This is a genomic window from Pseudanabaena sp. lw0831 (assembly GCF_016584665.1).
In the GTDB taxonomy this organism is placed as follows: domain Bacteria; phylum Cyanobacteriota; class Cyanobacteriia; order Pseudanabaenales; family Pseudanabaenaceae; genus Pseudanabaena.
This window is the reverse complement of the sequence record NZ_BBJB01000045.1, coordinates 1-18,513: the sequence shown is the minus strand read 5'-3', so window position 1 is coordinate 18,513 and position 18,513 is coordinate 1. Positions and strand designations below refer to the sequence as shown.

12 protein-coding genes are annotated in these 18,513 nt (G+C 44.0%); 3 read left to right on the top strand and 9 right to left on the bottom strand.

All coding sequences use genetic code 11. The features are described 5' to 3' along the window. Positions 1-122 precede the first annotated feature (122 nt). Positions 123-1,163 (top strand): glucokinase, encoded by a 1,041-nt coding sequence (locus tag APA_RS07930; protein WP_201321753.1) that lies wholly within the window; start codon positions 123-125, stop codon positions 1,161-1,163. A 49-nt stretch (positions 1,164-1,212) separates the two neighbouring features. On the opposite strand, the gene purL is transcribed toward APA_RS07930, so the two are convergent. From purL to APA_RS07885, 9 genes are all read right to left on the bottom strand, one after another. Then, positions 1,213-3,537 (bottom strand): phosphoribosylformylglycinamidine synthase subunit PurL, encoded by a 2,325-nt coding sequence (gene purL, locus APA_RS07925; protein ID WP_201321752.1) that lies wholly within the window; start codon positions 3,535-3,537, stop codon positions 1,213-1,215. Positions 3,538-3,763: 226 nt separating this feature from the next. Further along, on the bottom strand, positions 3,764-4,279 hold the full coding sequence (locus APA_RS07920) for a chemotaxis protein CheW (RefSeq protein ID WP_201321751.1): 516 nt from the start codon (positions 4,277-4,279) through the stop codon (positions 3,764-3,766). Between the two features lie 91 nt (positions 4,280-4,370). Continuing rightward, the gene (locus APA_RS07915) at positions 4,371-7,286 is read right to left on the bottom strand and encodes a hybrid sensor histidine kinase/response regulator (RefSeq protein ID WP_201321750.1); all 2,916 of its coding nucleotides are present in this window, start codon (positions 7,284-7,286) and stop codon (positions 4,371-4,373) included. Between the two features lie 49 nt (positions 7,287-7,335). Continuing rightward, positions 7,336-9,192 carry a methyl-accepting chemotaxis protein gene (locus tag APA_RS07910; RefSeq protein ID WP_236579455.1) on the bottom strand — a complete coding sequence of 619 codons (1,857 nt, stop codon included), beginning with the start codon at positions 9,190-9,192 and terminating at the stop codon, positions 7,336-7,338. A gap of 84 nt (positions 9,193-9,276) precedes the next feature. After that, positions 9,277-12,093: a methyl-accepting chemotaxis protein gene (locus APA_RS07905; protein ID WP_201321748.1), complete on the bottom strand. Its 2,817-nt coding sequence runs from the start codon at positions 12,091-12,093 to the stop codon at positions 9,277-9,279. Between the two features lie 52 nt (positions 12,094-12,145). Beyond that, positions 12,146-12,658, bottom strand: coding sequence for a chemotaxis protein CheW (locus tag APA_RS07900; protein ID WP_201321747.1), 513 nt, complete (start codon positions 12,656-12,658; stop codon positions 12,146-12,148). 1 nt (position 12,659) lies between these two features. Next, a complete protein-coding gene (locus tag APA_RS07895; RefSeq protein WP_201321746.1) occupies positions 12,660-13,025 on the bottom strand; it encodes a response regulator transcription factor in 366 nt (121 codons plus the stop codon). A 59-nt stretch (positions 13,026-13,084) separates the two neighbouring features. Continuing rightward, positions 13,085-13,444 carry a PleD family two-component system response regulator gene (locus APA_RS07890; RefSeq protein ID WP_201321745.1) on the bottom strand — a complete coding sequence of 120 codons (360 nt, stop codon included), beginning with the start codon at positions 13,442-13,444 and terminating at the stop codon, positions 13,085-13,087. Between the two features lie 237 nt (positions 13,445-13,681). Further along, a complete protein-coding gene (locus APA_RS07885) occupies positions 13,682-14,977 on the bottom strand; it encodes a response regulator (RefSeq protein ID WP_201321744.1) in 1,296 nt (431 codons plus the stop codon). Positions 14,978-15,466: 489 nt separating this feature from the next. Between APA_RS07885 and APA_RS07880 the strand changes: the two genes are divergently transcribed. Beyond that, on the top strand, positions 15,467-16,306 hold the full coding sequence (locus APA_RS07880) for a YdcF family protein (protein WP_201321743.1): 840 nt from the start codon (positions 15,467-15,469) through the stop codon (positions 16,304-16,306). Positions 16,307-16,438: 132 nt separating this feature from the next. Further along, positions 16,439-18,304: a polysaccharide deacetylase family protein gene (locus APA_RS07875; RefSeq protein ID WP_201321742.1), complete on the top strand. Its 1,866-nt coding sequence runs from the start codon at positions 16,439-16,441 to the stop codon at positions 18,302-18,304. Positions 18,305-18,513: the final 209 nt, after the last annotated feature.

Here is an 18,513-nt window from a genome sequence, read left to right as displayed (position 1 = left end):
AAGGGTTTTAAAAACACAAAATGGCTACGCCATTTTATGTTTTGGTATAAAAGATCAGCAAAGCAGATCCTTAAATACTGTCTTCAAATACTTTCTTCGATAGATTAGGCAAGGAAATAATAATGACGATGATTTTAGCTGGTGATATTGGCGGGACAAAGACTCTTTTACGTTTTGCCGAAAAAAATTCTGATGGGTTTACCGTTTTATACGAGCAGCGCTTTGCTGGTGCTAGTTATGCTAATTTCTCCGATCTTTTACGCGAATTTGTAGAGACAGCCAAAATAAATTTAGGTGAACTTCCATCGTTATCAGCAGCTTGTTTTGGAATTGCTGGCCCAGTGCGCGATCGCCGATCACAATTAACTAACCTCGGTTGGTCTTTCGATAGCGATCGCCTTGCCGAAGAATTTAATATTGCCAACGTGAGCTTGATCAATGATTTTGTGGCAGTGGGCTATGGGGTTTTAGGATTACAGCCCAATGATTTGCATACTTTACAAGATGGGCGTGTGGTGAATCGAGCTCCGATTGGTGTAATTGGTGCGGGGACAGGTTTAGGTGAGGCATTTTTAGGTTGGAATGGCGATCGTTATGAGGTTTACCCTACTGAGGGCGGACATACAGACTTTGCGCCCAGAAATGCTCTAGAAATCGAATTATTGCAATATTTGCAAAAGCACCACGATCGCGTATCGGTGGAAAGAGTAGCTTCGGGAACAGGAATTGTGGCAATTTATCAGTTTTTGCGAGTTCGGCAACCCTCTCCAGAATCGGCAGAACTTGCTGAGAAAGTGAAGCTATGGGAAGCAGGCGATCTTAATGTTGATGTGGCGGCTGCGATCGCTAATGCGGCGTTAACAAATTTGGGAATTAATAGCGAAACTAATCTTGATCACTTAGCCACACAAACGATGCAAATGTTTGTGGAGGCTTATGCATCCGAAGTGGGGAATTTAGCTTTGAAATTAATTCCTAGTGGTGGCTTGTATATTGCGGGTGGCATTGCTCCCAAAATATTGCCTTTGCTTCAGGATGGAACATTTTTGCAGATTTTAAAAAGTAAGGGTCGAATCAGCCCCGTTTTAGACGACATTCCGATTCATATTGTGCTTAATCCTGAAGTTGGACTAATTGGGGCAATGCTTTATGCCGCTAAGTAAACAAATAGACAAATCGCCCGCATAGCGGGCGATTTGTCTATTTTGGGTTTTAGAAAATATGTCCCATACGTTTCGAAATTGCTTCGTTAAAGTTTTTGGTGATTTGAGATAGAGATACTGCGATCGCCTTCTTTCCTCCAACAATAATCTCCAAATCACTAGCCGCATCACTTACAGTACCGATATGTTGCCAACTATTGCCCAATTGACTGGTGAGATAGGTTTCCCATGCAATGCGATCGCCTTGTTTCACAGATACAACAATTCTACTTGCGCCTTCGCCAAAGAGGACTTGCGTGAGATGACTGTCATCAGCATTAACTAACTGAATCTGCGCTGTGAGGTTCCCCGATATACATGATTCTGCGATCGCTACGGCAAGCCCACCTTCAGAACAATCATGGGCTGACTGTACTAAACCTTGAGCGATCCCTTGACGACAAGCAAATTGAACTTTACGCTCTAGCTCAAAATCTACGGGTTGGGGGCGACCTGTGACTTCACCGATGACTAAGGCGAGATATTCAGAAGCAGCCAGACTAGAGCGATCGCTACCGAGTAGATAAATCGCATCACCGACACCTTTCCAACCCTGACCAACGACTTTAGTTACATCTTCAACTAAGCCCACCATACCGATTACAGGCGTAGGATAAATCGGTTGAGAATTACCATCTGAGTCGATAGTTTCGTTGTAGAGCGAAACATTCCCACCTGTGACAGGCGTTGACAACTCACGACAAGCATCGGCAATCCCACGACATGCCTCGTGAAGTTGCCAATAACCGATCGCATTTTCTGGACTACCAAAGTTCAAGTTGTCTGTTACTGATAGAGGCTCAGAACCAACACAGGAGAGATTCCGCGCCGCTTCGGCAACGGCAAGTTTTGCGCCTTCATAAGGATCGAGGTAGACATAACGGGCATTGCAATCGACTGTGGCAGCGACACCGACAAGAGAATCAATTTGAGATTCCGCCGTTCCTAATTCGCCAACACCAAAGCCCTGACTGCGTAACCGAATCACTGCCGCGTCGGCTCCCCCAGGGAAGATGACTGTATTATTCTGCACTTGGTGATCGTATTGGCGATAAATCCATGCTTTCGATGCGATCGCAGGCGTATCGAGTAATTGCAATAATGCATCATTGGGAGTAATGGAAGGGAAAGTGGCGATCTCAGCCTTCTCATCCCAAGCCCAAGCTTTCTTAGCATAATCAGGAGTATCGCCTAACTGACGATGATAAATCGGGGTATTATCGGCAAGCGCTGTCGCAGGAATCTCCGCCGCAACTTCACCATGCCAGAGAATTCTCACAATTGGCTCGGCAAGAACTTCACCAGCAACAACTGCATGAAGTCCCCAACGCTCAAAAATTTCAATAAGTTCTGCTTCTCTCCCCTTATGGGCAACAAAGAGCATCCGTTCCTGTGATTCGGAGAGCAGATATTCATAGGGAGTCATTCCCGTTTCCCGCGCAGGAATCTTGTCCAAATCGAGAACTACACCCACGCCGCCTTTTGCTGCCATTTCGGAAGTAGAACAAGTCAAACCTGCTGCTCCCATATCTTGCGCCGCCACGACAGCCCCAGTTTTAAAAGCTTCTAAGCAAGCTTCAACTAACGCTTTCTCAAGGAATGGATCGCCAACTTGTACCGCTGAACGGCTCTGTTCTGACTTATCAGAAATCTCGGCACTAGCAAAACTTGCGCCCTTCATGCCATCTCGCCCTGTGGTAGAGCCGACATAAATCACAGGATTTCCAGTACCAGAAGCGCCCGATTTGACGATTTCCTTAGTTTCCATAATCCCGATCGCCATCGCATTGACGAGGGGATTACGGTTATAAGCTTTATCAAAATAAACTTCGCCACCAACAGTCGGAACACCGATACAATTTCCATAACCCGCGATGCCGTTAACGATGCCATTAACGCGACTACGTACCCAAGGATCTGAGAGTTCGCCAAAACGCAATGAGTTCAAAATCGCTACAGGACGCGCTCCCATCGTAAAAATATCGCGCAAAATACCGCCTACACCAGTTGCTGCGCCTTGGTAGGGTTCAACTGCCGAGGGACGGTTATGGCTTTCGATCTTAAAACTGATGGCAATATCATCGGTAATCTTGACTACGCCTGCATTTTCTCCAGGTCCTACGAGAATGCGATCGCCTGTGGTCGGAAATTGCTTAAGTAACGGGCGCGAATTTTTGTAGCAGCAATGCTCTGACCACATCACGCCAAACATCCCCAATTCGGCTTTGTTGGGTTCACGACCAAGGCGATCGCAAATCATTTGATACTCATCAAGGGTCAAGCCTTCAGACTTGATTTCGGCTGGAGAAAATTTGGTAGTGATATTTGCGGTCATAGTTAACGTGCGACAAATCTTTGGCGGGCAATATCGATTTTACTAGTCAAACTTAGTTTTTGCCATAAAAAACAGGAGGAGTGCTTCGCGCTACTCCTGTTTTTTATGGGTTGTATAGCGATCGCAACACATGCAAATCCAAGTTAAATCTTCAGGATCAATACCAAGTTTGTAAAAACCAAAAAGGAAAAAGGGGTCGCAAAGCGACCCCTTCTTCCTTTTTGGTTTATTTGTTCTTTTTTAAGGCGGTCGAAATAAGGCGATCGCTATTGATCGCAAATAAAGCAGGGAAATCCTTAGAAGGAAGAGTCATGGAGCTGATAAAGTCAACTTTCCATCGCTCGCCATAGGTTGGAGGGAGCGGGACAATTAGATCTTGCGAAACTTTTTGCAGCGCAGGTTGAGAATTACTAAGTATGCCAATTAAATCTTCATTTTGATTGCAAACAATAATCAAGGATGGTTTTGAAGATACGATCGCCCCATTAACAACTAGTTGCGGAATATCACTTACTTGTACTTTAGTTTGACCAAATAGTATTTTCCCAAGATCGATCAGCGGTACATTTTGTCCTGCAAGGGTAATCTTAGGAATATGTTTCTCAAGCGGAATTACTCGATATATGGATTCAATTGGCACAATAAACCAAGCAAGACGTAAGCGAAAAGCAACATATTGCTTTTCGCTATCAGGACGAAGTTCTGAAAGTCGTTGCGATCGCAGAGAAGAAATGGCTGGCATAATTTAGTAATTGGTAATTGGTAATTGGTAATTATCTAAGTAGGGTGGGCATTGCCCCCCCTTACTAATTCAAGATGCGAAGCGCCGCCTCTCATCTTGACTGTACAAGATGCGATAACGTTTGCAGTAGTTCATTATCTTTAAATGGCTTCGCGAAATATGCGGAAGCTCCCAGACGCATTGCTAATTCTCGATGCTTTGCACCGCTTCGAGACGTGAGCATCATCACAGGAATATTTTTGCAATTATCATCGTCACGAGATTGTACTAAAAAGCCAAATCCATCTAGTCGGGGCATTTCGATGTCGCAGATCACCGCACTGACTCTGGAGTCTTTAGGTAAAGTTTGCAATTTCCGCAACTTCTCCATTGCTTCCAGCCCATCTTTAGCTTGTTCTACTCGATAGCCAGATTTTTCTAGGGTCATCGCTAAGAACCTGCGCACGTTAATCGAATCGTCAACGACCAGCACGGTAACGCGCCGATCGCCTCGCTCAGATGGTAAGGTGAGTGTTTTACTGGGAGGTGCATCAATATCGGCAATTGACCAAGTGAGTAAGCTGTCAATATCCACCAGTGGCACTAGCTTCCCACCTCCTAAAATCGCGCAACCCATAAACCCAGTTGGCATTGGGATCGGACTTTGTAAACCACGAATGGTTACTTCCTGCTCACCCCAATAGCGATCTACTTGCAACCCGAATGGAACGTTATTGCGTGTCACAACTAGCATTAAAGGTTCGTCTACAATCGGGCGGTTTTCAGTTTCAATTTGAAATTGGGGTCGCGAGAAATGGAGGCGATCGCCTAATTTCAATAAAGGCACGGAATATCCTTCCCAATCTAACACCTCTTGGTTGGCGACCGTATAGATCGAAGTGTCTTTAATTAGGATAATTTCTTCAACAGCACTAGTGAGAATTGCCATCTGCAAACCATTGCTTTCAAATAGAAGCACTCGCGCGATTGAGAGAGACACAGGCACTGTCAAGATAAAAGTTGTTCCTCGTCCAGTTTCTGTCTCAACACGAACATTGCCACCAATCACATTCAAATTTGAGCGCACCACGTCCATACCAACGCCACGACCTGAAAGCTCAGTCACGCGATCTGCGGTACTAAATCCTGCTTCAAAAATCAACTCTAATAGTTCATTTTCACTAGAGCCATCAAGATCGCTCTCGCTTAATCCCATCTGCAAAGCGCGATCGCGTAGTTTGGCAAAATCAACACCATTGCCATCATCACTGACGGTTATTACGGTTTGGTTACCACGATATCCTGCGGCAATTTCGATCTTTCCTTTTGGTGGCTTACCAACAGCAATACGCGCTTCTGGCGTTTCAATGCCATGATCGAAGGCGTTGCGAATTAGATGTAAGATCGGATCTTCCAAGATTTCTAAAACTGATCGCTCAACAAGAGTGGAACTGCCACGTACCAACAACTCAACTTGTTTACCATGGGCGAGAGACAAATCCCGCAATAAGCGGGGAAATCTGCCTAAGATCTCGCTGAGCATTCGCATTCTGGCTTGCTCGATCGCCGTCTGCATTTGGCGTGAGGCTCGTCCTAGTTCACGTTCAGTGCCTTCGGTGTCAGTTAAAGCTGTTTCTAGATCGCTTGAGACTTCTTGCAATTGGACAACACTATCCATGATTTCCCGTGACAGCACATGTAACTCGCTATAGCGATCCATTTCTAACAAGTCAAAACGACTGGTATAGGGCAGAAAGTCTGCATTGTTTACGGCTTCGTTAATGTAGCGATCGCCTCTCATACTTTCTGATGGGATTTCTGAAGCAATTATGGTATTTAAGGGAATAAATGGCTCAGATGATGTAACTACACGATCGTAGGCTTCTCTAAGTTGGGAATTGGACTGTTCTAATCCATGCATTCTTGTACTGAGAAGTTGCACCAAATCGCGCATTCGGCGAAGTTGTAGGCGCAATCCACTACGTTCTGCATTTAACTCACCAAAGCGATCGCTGAGTGCTTCTAACTGACGTAGAGGAATACGGATAGTGGCATCAAAATTTGTGGCAGGGGCAGCCGTAGGCTCTACTACGTTTGGAGTAGCGATCTTGACATCTTGATAGTTAGATTCTAATTCTACTAAGTCTAGAGAAAGCTCATTGAGATCATCAACTAGAATTTCTTTCGGGAAACCCTCTAAATTTAAGGATGGATCGTTTGTGGCAACTGCAATTGGAGCAGTTTTTGGTGACGATATTTCAAAATGGTCTGGTAAAGCTTGAAACTGTCCGACTAAAACAAGAGCTTGCGATCGCCGCCAAGCTTCTAAGGCGGCGGTTGTCACTTCGTAAAGGTTATTGTCATGCTCGGCTAAGGCGCTGCTAATCTCTTGGCAAAGGAGGCTAAATGCTGGCAGTTCAAGCATTTCACCTAAGCAGCCAAATTCTTGGCTTGTGAGTTCAAACTCCTCTCGTAGCACTTGCGAATCTTGATCGCCAATTACTTTAGCTAACCTCTCCAAACATGCATCTACTTCAGTCGCAAACATGAGGACACGCATATCCTGTCCAGCTTCTTCAGATAGCAGACTTGCTTCATCCTTTGTTGATAATTCGCCGAGAATTTCCCGCAGATGCTTAAATGGAAGATTGACCTGTTCTTCTAACCAAACATCATCAGGTTTTTGACGCTGCTTGTGAATATTCGCAGTTTTTCCCATGTTATCGACTGCTGCTAGAAACAGGCTTTCCATTTCAGGGGTGATCGCAGTTTGATTGTTTACTTGGAGGATTTTAACGAAGTCTTCTAGATGGTGAGCTAGTTCACTGAGAGCAAGAAAACCCATCATTGCTGCACCACCTTTCATGGAGTGAGCAGCACGTAAAATCTTATCAGTCGAGGATCGCTGCAAACCGCGATCGCTTAAGCCGATGATTTCCGTCTCAATATCCGCCAAAAAATCTTTAACTTCGTCGAGAAATAGCAATCGAACTTCCCATTCGCGATCGTTTAATGTATTAGTTGCCATATCGACCTCTTTTTTTGTTTTGTCTTTTTGCTGGAAGCGATTAGCGAATTTAAGCTATATCTACTTTAAAGGTTTCTACCGAAGCCTGCAACTTGCTGGCAACATCTGCGGTTTCTTGTAGTGAGATCGCCACATCCCGTGAAGTTTCTGAAGACTTCTGAGATTGAGTAGAGAGGTTTTCCATAACCAGCTTCACTGATTGCGAAGTTTGTACCTGTGAAGTTGTGGCGATCGAAATCTCTTGAAACAATTGGTTAACCTGACGTGAAACTTGGACAATTTGGTTCAAACTCTTACGAGCATCTTCGACCCGATTTGTACCTTCAACTACTTGCACCGTACTGGCTTCCATCGCTTGTACCACTTCGCTAGTTTCTTTTTGAATAGTTTCCACCAAAATTTCAATTTCTTTAGCGGCTTTTGCTGATTGTGCAGCCAATGCACCGACTTCTTCCGCAACTACTGCAAAGCCGCGACCTTCTTCACCTGCTAGTGACGCTTCGATACTAGCGTTGACTGCCAACATGTTTGTTTTTAGCGCAATCTGATCGATCAGTACGACAATTTTAGAAATTTGTTGCGAAGCTTCCCCAAGTCGTTTTACCTTCTTGGCAGTCTCCGCCACTGTTAGCCGCAATTGCAAGATACTTTTTACAGACTGCTCGATCGCCACACTACCAGTTTCCGCATTGTCGGCAGCAGCAATCGAAGCATTGGCAGCTTGTTGAGCGCTGCTAGAAACTTGCTGAATCGAATTGGTCATTTGTTCGACCGATTGCAGTGCTTCCTCAAGTTGTTGTGCTTGGGAGATGGCATCTTCCGCAAGATTGCGAATTGACTGGTTATTTGTATCCACTGATGTATTTACAAGCCCTGCCGACTGTTTTACTTGTCGCACAACGTCTCGTAGACTTTCAATAATTGAATTAAAGAAGTCGGCAACAATCCCAATTTCACCCGCCGAAATCTGGGCCCGTACCGTTAAGTCACCACTCGCAGCCCCTTCAACATCTGACAGCAATGCAATTAACTCTCTTTGTAAAACAGCGCTTCGTTCACTGTCTTGAGTCGCAATGGATTGCTCCAATTGCATTCTTGCTCGTTCCTGCTCAGATGTAGCCTGTTGTAGTTCGAGTCTTGCGCGTTCCTTATCGGTCTCAGCCTGTTGGATTAGCAATGATGCAATATTTTTTTGAGCGCGATCGCGATCGCTTAGATATGCGCGAATTAACTTCAGAGCAATTAAATAAGCCCCAATCAATGCGGGTAAAGTGAGCAGAGTGAATATTAGAGAAACAGTCAAACGCTGACTGAAAGATTGCAACTGTCCTTGAGTTTCATTTTCGATTGCTACCAGTGTCTTTGATGAGCCATCAGCATAAATCTTTTTCTGGGCTTCATACTCAGCCCCAAATAAAATTTGTGAAGCTTCGATCTTTTTGCCTTGGCGGACTAATTCAAAGGATTTTTTTTCTAAGTCAACTAGCTTTGTATTGGCATCATTAACTTCTGTTGGCAAATTTTTATAAGCATCAGGTGCAATCTTTGCTGACTCTTCAAGTGCGGCTACGAGTTGGGGATCGTACTCTAGATAGCGCTTTTCCCACCGAGGATCGCCAGTAGAAGCTGACATCCGTGCTGACATGGTTAAAACTTCGTCAAAATATACGATTTTGCCGCTTAGTTCTTGCAGTCGAAAATTTTTCTCGGAAATCGAGCGAAACCCTCGATAGATATCAAAGAGATTCAATGCTGAAATCCCAAATATGACTAGCCCGACTCCCACAAAAGTAGTCAAGCCACGAATAATTTTACGATCTTCTCCAGTTCGCTCCATTACAGGCTCTAAAATAACTGGGATAGAAGGCTTTGGATCGGTCAAAACTGATTCTTTGTTTGCTAGCATATATTCCTTTAAAAAAACCCTGCTGTTAATTCGATTAGGGACAAAGCGATCAATGCGTTGCATCGATCGCTCAAAATCTAGAACTTATTCGACCTTAAAGGTTTCGACTGATTCTTGTAACTGACTAGTGACATCTGCGGTTTCTTGTAAGGCGATCGCAACATTTCGCGAGGTTTCCGAAGACATCTGTGACTGGGTTGAGAGCTTAGCCATTAGCGATCGCACTGATTGGGAAGTTTGCACCTGTGAAGTCGTAGCAATCGAAATCGTTTGAAAGAGTTCATTTACCTGCTGCGAAACTATCACAATTTGGTTCAAACTCTTACGCGCATCTTCGACTCGATTTGTACCTTCAACCACTTGCACTGTACTGGCTTCCATCGCTTGAACTACTTCACTAGTTTCTTGTTGAATACTCTCAACCAAGCGGGCAATTTCTTTAGTTGCTGTTGCTGACTGTGCAGCCAAGGCTCCGACCTCTGCTGCAACGACCGCAAAGCTGCGACCTTCTTCACCCGCCCGCGCGGCTTCAACACTGGCATTTAGTGCAAGCATGTTGGTCTTTAGGGCAATCTGATCGATTAGTACAACTACCTTCGAGATCTGTTTCGATGCATCTCCAAGTCGTTTTACTTTCTTCGCAGTGTCATCAACAGTTTGACGTAGTTGCAAGATACTTTGTACTGACTGCTCGATTTCCACGCTACCAGTTTTTGCTGTATTTGCCGCCGTATTAGAAGCTGTCGCCGCTTGCTGAGCACTGCTTGCCACCTGTTGAATCGAATCGGTCATTTGTTCAACGGAAGTCAGTGCTTCGTCAAGTTGTTTGGTCTGTAAGGTTGACTCTTGAGCAAGCTTACGAATTGCTTCGTTATTAGTATTTACGGAGGTACTTACCAGCCCTGTTGTGTCTTTTACCTTGCGGACAACGTCCCGCAAACTTTCGACGATCGCATTAAAAAAGTCGGCAACGATGCCAATTTCACCAGCCGAGATTTGAGCGCGAACAGTCAAGTCTCCACTCACCGCACCTTCAACGTCCGATAGTAATGTAATTAACTCGCGTTGAATCGTTTCACTGCGGTTACGTTCTTTTAACGCATTAGTGCGCTCTTGTTGTATAAGTGCTATTCCACCAAGCGCAAGTCCCAAGTCCTTAGCATAGTCTTGCATGAACTGAATCTCTGAATCTTGCCAATCACGCATTTGGCTACAGGAGTGCGCGATCAATAGACTATCCAACTTACCCGTAATCAGAACAGGCACTACCAAATTAGATTTGATCTGTAATTTCCGCATTAGGTCGAGGTGAGCAGGAGCAAATCCTGCATTAAAAACATCGCGAGTTGCGACTACTCGTCCTTGCTTATATCCTTCAATTAGCTCATCAGGAATACAAGGATCGCTCAATCCCGCAGTCTTAGCACTAGAGAGATTAGAGTGAGTTTCAGATTCGGCAACGATCTCGCCAAGGTTGCGCCCAAGATCGTCGTTGATAAATTGATAAACTACGACCCGATCACATTTTAAATCTTGGCAAATTTCATTTAAAAATCGGCACAATGGCACTTCAAGTTCTTCAGTTTTACGCAATCGGGATATTTCTGCAATAATCTGCGATCGCTTTGTTTGAGCTTCTTGCAAAGCCAAGAATGTCTGCAATTGTTCGGCCATCAAGTTGATGTTGCCGCCCAGTTGCGCCATTTCATCTTCGCCTTCTACCGCAAGTCGGGTTTCGAGATTACCTTTACCAAGTTCAACCACCGCTTGCGTTGCGTCGATGATTGGTTTGGTGGCACGCTGGGCGATCGCGATCGCTAATACCGATGCTAAGACAGCGACACCACCAGTCGCAGCCAACAAGATCAACAGTAATTGCTGCAAAGGTTTCAGCGCAATATCAGTGTCAATGGCAATTACAGCATCCCACTTTAGTTCTGGTAGTCCTTCCAGCTTAGGCAATGGTGAATATCCCGCAAACTGCTCTCTATTAGCCGCTCGATCATTTGCTGTCACCGAACCACGTTGACGACTGGCAATTAGCGAATTTAATTCAGGGAACTCAGTTTTTATATCTTGCCCAATTTTATTTGCCTCTGATGCCAAGAAAAATTTGCCGTCAGATTCAGATACATGATATTCTTGTGCACCTTCACTAAAATCTTTAAATACCTCATCAAGAGCAGATGCTTGCATTCTGGAACGGACTACCGCAATGGTTTTACCCGTTGTCACATCTTTCACGGGTGCGGCAATAAATAGACTCACCTTCTTTGTAACGACAGATGCTTCGGGTTGGCTGATATATGGTTTGTCGGTCTTTAAAACCTCCTGAAAGTAAGCGCGTTTAGAAATATTCGCAGGTGGTGGTTCTGGGCTAACATCGACAATTAGGCTGCCATCCAACCGATAGACCGCGATACTGTCATAGACCAGATAGCTCTTGATATATGTGTCTAAAATTGCCTTCTGCTCAGTGATCGGTAATGCTTCCCGCACTTTGGTATTGGTTAAAAAGGACAGTTGAGCAATAGTTTGAATATCTCCATAGCGATCGCGCATAAAATAAGCAAGCCGCTGAGCTAACTCACTTGAAACCTCGATATCTTTTTGTTTGGTAGATTCAGCAATATTTTGTCCAACATAATAATAAGTAAATCCTCCTAAAGCTAGCAAAGGAATCGTGATCGCCGCCACCGATATAACTGCGGTCTTAGTTCGTAAACCTAAAGCTTGCCACCATTGCCCGATTGACTTTTTCTTGTTCGCAGGATTTGCAGGAGTAGAGTTAGTCGGATTAATCCTATTTGTATTGGTATGGCTGCCATTGCTAGAAGGCTCTGTCCCATTACCATCTATGGATTCAGAGCTATCAGTACGAGAACGTGAATCAAGAACCATGATTTAAAACTCCGTTTTTTCCAGTAAAAAGTTGAAAGTTGAAAGTTGAAATCTAGACGGTAAAGTTATGACGAGCGATCGCTTCGGGGTCTAACACATACAGATTGCCGTTAACATCTTCTGACTGAATGACCCAACCGCGCAGAAAAGGCACAAGCTCAATTGGAGTCTTAGCCTTCGGTAATTCTAGGGGCGATACGATCTCAGGCTCGGTAAATCGCACCACCCTCCCCACCCGATAAACCCCTAGACCAATAAATGCGCCGCCAATTTGCAAGATCGCGATATGTATCTCGATCGCGGTCGAATCAATCGGGGTAAAACCTAATAGTTGAGGTAAGTCCAGCACCCAAAAAACGTTGCTGCGATGCTCAACTAGCCCCATCAGACAAGGATGAACATTGGGCATTTGCGTAAAGCGATCAGTAGCTAATACCAAGGTTTCGCGCGCAAATTTTAATTGTACAGCGACAGTCACATTGAGACCTAGCTGCAAGCTTAAATAGGGCAAGCCTGCGATCGCCTGTGTCTTCTCCTCCTGCAACTCGATCATCAAATCAACCATTTCATCCTCCAACCGCCAGCGATCGCACAGCCTGCAAGATATCGTCTTTGGTAAATGGCTTGGTGAGATAAACATCCACACCTTGCTTCATCCCCCACATGCGATCGAGATCTTGATCTTTGGAAGTACAAGCAATCACAGGCACTTTTGCTGTCGCCACCTTTTTGATCGCCCGACACATCTCCAACCCGCTCATCCCAGGCATTACCAGATCGGTAACGACAATATTCGGCTTAACCGACTCAAACTTTTCTAAGCCTTCCTTGCCATCGCAAGCGCTTACGACTGAATATCCACCCTGACGTAAATAATCGCAAATCAATTCACGTTCCGAAGACGTATCTTCTACTACCAATACTGTAATCAATCTCTTATCTCCTAATCTATATGGAAACTAATTGAGCATGACAATCAGAGCTTAGCGATCTAGGCTACAGAACGAACGGCTCGTAAGATATCTTCACGGGTGAAAGGCTTAGTAACGTAGACATCAATTCCTTGTTTCATACCCCATAACTTATCAAGCTCTTGATTTTTAGAAGTACAGGCTACAATTGGCACATCTTTTGTCTCACTATTTTTTTTCAGACTGCGGCATAGCTCTAATCCGCTCATTCCTGGCATCACCAAATCAGTAACTACGACATCAGGCCTTCTCCCTTCGATTTTTTTGAGAGCTTCTTGTCCATTAGTCGCACTGATTACGTTGTAACCACTTTCCACTAAATAACTAACAATCAAATCCTGCTCAGAAGCAGTATCTTCAACTACAAGTACTGTCGTCATAATGCGTGCTCACTAAATCTTGTTTTCTTTAATTGCTAACTAAGGATTTTACGAATAGGATTTAGCTTTTGGCGCTCATCCTAATTTTTGTCCGAGATGGTAATTCTTAATAAAATATAAAGATACCATATAAAAGCAATGTGTTTTTAGATCCGAGTTGCTTAACTCATCCAATGCTAAAAAACATTAAATTTGTGATTATTTCTGTAAATATCCACAAATTTAATGTGTTAATGTTCACATGAGATGACGCATGATCATTTTTAGCAAATCATTTTGGACAAAGGGTTTGGTCAAATAATCCGTCGCTCCTGCGATCCTTGCGCGGGCACGATCAATTAATCCTTTATTGCCTGTCACCATCACAATGGGAATCTCTTTTAAAATCGAAGATTTACGAATTAAAGAACAAAGTTGATAACCATCAACATTGGGCATTCCGATGTCTAGCAAGATTAAATCAGGACGAATCGAAGTGATTTTTAATAACGCTTTCATGGAGTCTTGAATTAGTGTAACTTGAAAATCTTCATTTCCTAAGTAGCTGCTAATAATACTGAGCATTGACTCACTATCATCGATACAGACGATCTTCCAAGTTTTTGATGCCTGCCTTGTAAAAATCTGCGAAATGCTAGATTCATCTTCACCTGAGCTAGAGTCATCCATAAAAGTCTCTGAAAGTTTTTCGATATTTTCTTGCTCTTCTGCGGGCGCTAGGTAATAGGTAGGGGGCAACATATTAAAAGGAGGCAAGGGATCTCTTAATAGAATCGAACCATCACTAATTAGGGGACTAAGTTGCTTAGCGATCGCTAGGGGATCTTTGGCTAGTAATGCACCCAATTGACAAAAGTTAAAACCACGTAAAATTCGTCCAAGTCGTTGCACAGTTTCATGTGACATGCGGGTTTCCGCATTTGCCTGGCTGACTAGATAAGGACATTGGTAGGGTGAGATAATCGTCGGGCCAAGTTTGTACCATGCTTGGAGGCGCTTTATAACTACTTCTAAAATCCGATCAATCGATAAACTGCAATAGGTTTCTTTTAAGAAATGCTCGTAATAGGAACCCCCAAACTTCCCATCTGGCAAGCAGAGAAATGCTTCGACAACTTCTTGGATAATCCGTGCAACCAATTTACCCGCCATAGGTTTAGACAGATGGTTTTCATTAACTAGCCACAAAATTGCAAGATATTCAACACAGAGAATTTCGCTAGTAACTTTGTACTTAGCATTATCTGGAGAAGGATCGTCAAACATGAGCCGAAGCTGCGATCGCAATTTGTCATCCAAGGCAGGGACTTCTCGACTTAACATCCGCAGATGTCGTTCTAATCTTTCAAAACTATCTAATGAGTGCGAAGCATAGACCAGTTTTCCGCGCTCAATGTAAAACGACCAACGAATGCGATCGCGAATAACATATACACATCCAGATCTACTTAACTCTAGACTCTTTAATAATTGCTTAGCCGATTCTTTCTGCTCTTTAGATACTTCATCTAAATCTATGTCAGCACTCATCATAATTATTCTCAATTGATTAAGTCTAGATTCTGAGCGAACTCCCCCCCATTTAAAATTAGGGCATTGTTAGTGTGCATTGGGTAATGCACTAATTTTTTAACTAAAGTTGACCTAATTCTTCCCTTAGATATTTATCGGGCTATAATACCATCAATGTTAAACCAAAGTGCTTATTGATTAGAGAACAAGTTAACAAGTTAACAAGGTTTTCGATTCTCAATCATGATACTCCCTTCCCAGCGAAAGAATAGACATTGTAAAGTGAAGAATTAGTGGTGCGCGGCTTTGCCGCGCACCACTAATTCTTCACTGGGAAGGGAGTAGCTAAGTCATTTAGCTGACTCAAAAACAGCTTATGCTATGTCAATCCTAAGTAGTTTGTAGAAGAGCGAATCCTTTGGATGCGCTCTTCTACAAACGCGATATACATAGATAATAATTTAGGATTGCTATAGTACAGAATTACTAAAAATAATAGTCTTTAAAACCGTGTCGCTTTTTTTATCGAAACTTTTGCCTCTGTTTCTTTATCCGCTTGGGTTATCGAGTGTATTAATTACGATCGCCTTAGTGATTTTGCTGTGGCGATCCAAGCGATCGCGCAATACTAGTAACTCTAGTAAATTAATCAGCTTATTTAAAAAAAATCGTTTTGCCTCAACCCTAATAAGCCTCGCACTAGTAATTTTATTGCTAAGCAGCAATGAAATTTTTTCTAAGGGGTTAGTGCGATCGCTGGAATGGCAATATCTGCCAAACGGTGAGATCCCCAAAGCTGAGGCAATCGTGGTCTTGGGTGGCGGTACTAGACCGCGCATAGCACCGCGACCTTGGTATGAGGTTAATGAAGCTGGCGATCGCATTTTGTATAGCTCGTGGCTCTATAAGCAGGGTAAAGCTCCCTTAGTGATTGTCACTGGTGGTAGAGCCGAATGGCTAGGCGATGGGGGTAACCCTGAGTCCGAGGACATGGCTGCGATCGCGGAATTTATGGGCGTGCCTCCTAGTGCCATTATCCAAGAATCACAATCTTTTAATACTCGCGATAACGCGATTAATACAAAAGAAATCCTTGTTAAAAAGGGGATCAATAAAATATTGCTCGTAACATCGGCTCTGCATATGCCACGATCGATGGAAATATTTCGGAAAGTCGGCTTTGAGACTATTGCTGTCCCAACTGACTTTTTGTCGGTGCAAAATGAGAACAACAAAGGCTTCGCCTTGATACTAGATTTATTGCCTAGTGTGGATGCGCTCAGAAATACCACCAATGCCATCAAAGAGTACATTGGCTTACTTGTTTATCAATTAGCAGGATGGGCTTAATTCACAAAGAAAAGGCGGCGCGAAGCGCCGCCTTTTCTTTGTGGGCTGCTTCAATGCACCCTAGGTACTTGTGCACATGATGGCTCTCTGATTAAATAGGCGCTAGTAATATCACAAAATTTATAAATCTTTATGAGCAGGGGCAACGGCAAAAATAGCAGCAGCATGAACACGATCTGGATCGTGCTGGGATTAGCAGTCCTCGGTACTGGCATGGGCGCAGCGATCGCCTCACGATTTGTCACCCGAACATCCTCTACGGAGGTAGCCACAGCCACTAATGAATCAGCTTTAATCCCTGCTAATCCTGTCGCGAATAATGACTCGCGAGCCTTTTGTCAATACAATGCATTGGAGTCGGTGACAGCATCGCTCTATCAGGTCAGATCGATCAATGCGATCGCTAATGACCCATTACCTGTTTTATCAAGCCTGAGCAGCAGTATTAATGCCGATCTGATCGCTAGTTTTACCCCCGCCCCATTCCCCCAAATCAGCGATCGCGCTCGTGCTGCCAAAATCCCGATCGTCATGTATCACGACATCACGGCGGTAAAAGACGTAGATTGGGATGTCACACCTGAAGATCTCGAAAAACATTTTCAAATGATCCAAGAAGGTGGATATACACCAATTACGATGGATCGCATGGTTAACCATCTGCGTACTGGTGCGCAATTGCCAGAAAAACCTGTATTGCTCACCTTCGATGATAACTATGTCGGACAGTACAAATACGCATTTCCATTGCTCAAAAAATATAACTATCCTGCGGTATGGTCTGTCCATACTCGGTTTGTCGGCACTGCTGGACAGAAGCCCAAAGCAACTTGGGATCAACTGCGGGAGATGCAAAAAAGTGGTTTGATCACTGTTGCTTCCCATACAGTAAATCATCTCAATTTAAAGGATCTTAGCGAGAAAGACATCGAAAAAGAAGTAACGGAATCGAAAAAAGTTCTTGAAAAGGAATTGGGAATTCCCATCGATTACTTTACTTATCCTGAAGGAGATTTTACAGATAGAGCTAGAGATAAAATCAAAAAAGCTGGGTACAAAGCAGCCTTAGCAATGAGCCTCGATCCACGTCAAGAGCGCTCTGCTAACGAATCAGAAGATTTACTTGCAATCATGCGTTTTGGGCAATCACGTTTTAGTGAAGCGATCGAGCAAGCTTCTGGAGGAACTTCTGCAAGTCAAGTTTCACTTTTGCCTCCAGTAAGTAATGGAGTCGTCAATTTTACTACTCCTGTAGAGAAGCGCACAGTTACTATTGATGGATTGCCACTTACTCTTGTACATGGCGGTCGCGCTGTCACAACTCATGCTGATAAACGTGCTCAGGTTGCTGAGATTCTTACCATGACTCCCAATGCGATCGCGGCGGTTGATGGTGGTTTTTTCTCTCTCGAACGCATTGATGGCAATACGATGATTGGCCCCGTGATGAGCCAGTTTTCTAGCTATGCAGGCGTTTTTAATACTGGGAATAAAGGCGAAAATCCCCTTCTCAATGGTCGTCCTCTGGTTTTGATTAGCCCTACGACAGTCAAATTCATCCCCTTTAATGCCGCTAAGCACACTTCTCTAGAAGCTGTAAGAGCGGAATTAGCAGATGTCACTGATGCCTTTGTTGCCGCAGGTTGGCTAGTCCGCGATGGTAAACCACAATCAGCAGAATCATTCGGGAAGCTTTATGGCTTTGATGCAAGTCGAGATCGCGCTTTTTGGGGGATCGATCGCTCTGGTAGACCGACAATCGGCGTAACCATGGAAATGATCGATTCCGTCGGCTTAGGTAAAATCTTGGCGAAAGCTGGGTTGCGAGATGTAGTCATGCTTGACTCTGGCGCAAGTGCATCGCTGGCCTATCGCGGCAAGTCAGTCATGGCTTACGAACCACGCCCTGTCCCACATATTGTGGCACTTTTACCACCCGATCCTGCTCCTGTAGAAACTGCTGAAAAGCCCAATTGCCCAGTGAGCTTAAATCCATAGCTTGATGCTCTTACCGCATCTGCATGGGATTTGATATACCTAGCTCTTGTCAGCAAAATCAAAAAAAAAGAGTGGTAGCGCGAAGTTCCGCCACTCTCTTTTTTGGTTTTGTTCTCATCTAAATTCTCGAAAGTGTAGTCATGCTTTCAGGAGTTTCTATAGCAATGTAAGTTTTGCTTAGGACATAAAACCCAAAAGATGAGTGGCGG

Coding starts and splice junctions, on each gene's coding strand:
- APA_RS07930 (WP_201321753.1), top strand. CDS start 123: ATGACGATGATTTTAGCTGGTGATATTGGCGGGACAAAGACTCTTTTA.
- purL (WP_201321752.1), bottom strand. CDS start 3,537: ATGACCGCAAATATCACTACCAAATTTTCTCCAGCCGAAATCAAGTCT.
- APA_RS07920 (WP_201321751.1), bottom strand. CDS start 4,279: ATGCCAGCCATTTCTTCTCTGCGATCGCAACGACTTTCAGAACTTCGT.
- APA_RS07915 (WP_201321750.1), bottom strand. CDS start 7,286: ATGGCAACTAATACATTAAACGATCGCGAATGGGAAGTTCGATTGCTA.
- APA_RS07910 (WP_236579455.1), bottom strand. CDS start 9,192: ATGCTAGCAAACAAAGAATCAGTTTTGACCGATCCAAAGCCTTCTATC.
- APA_RS07905 (WP_201321748.1), bottom strand. CDS start 12,093: ATGGTTCTTGATTCACGTTCTCGTACTGATAGCTCTGAATCCATAGAT.
- APA_RS07900 (WP_201321747.1), bottom strand. CDS start 12,658: ATGGTTGATTTGATGATCGAGTTGCAGGAGGAGAAGACACAGGCGATC.
- APA_RS07890 (WP_201321745.1), bottom strand. CDS start 13,444: ATGACGACAGTACTTGTAGTTGAAGATACTGCTTCTGAGCAGGATTTG.
- APA_RS07885 (WP_201321744.1), bottom strand. CDS start 14,977: ATGATGAGTGCTGACATAGATTTAGATGAAGTATCTAAAGAGCAGAAA.
- APA_RS07875 (WP_201321742.1), top strand. CDS start 16,439: ATGAGCAGGGGCAACGGCAAAAATAGCAGCAGCATGAACACGATCTGG.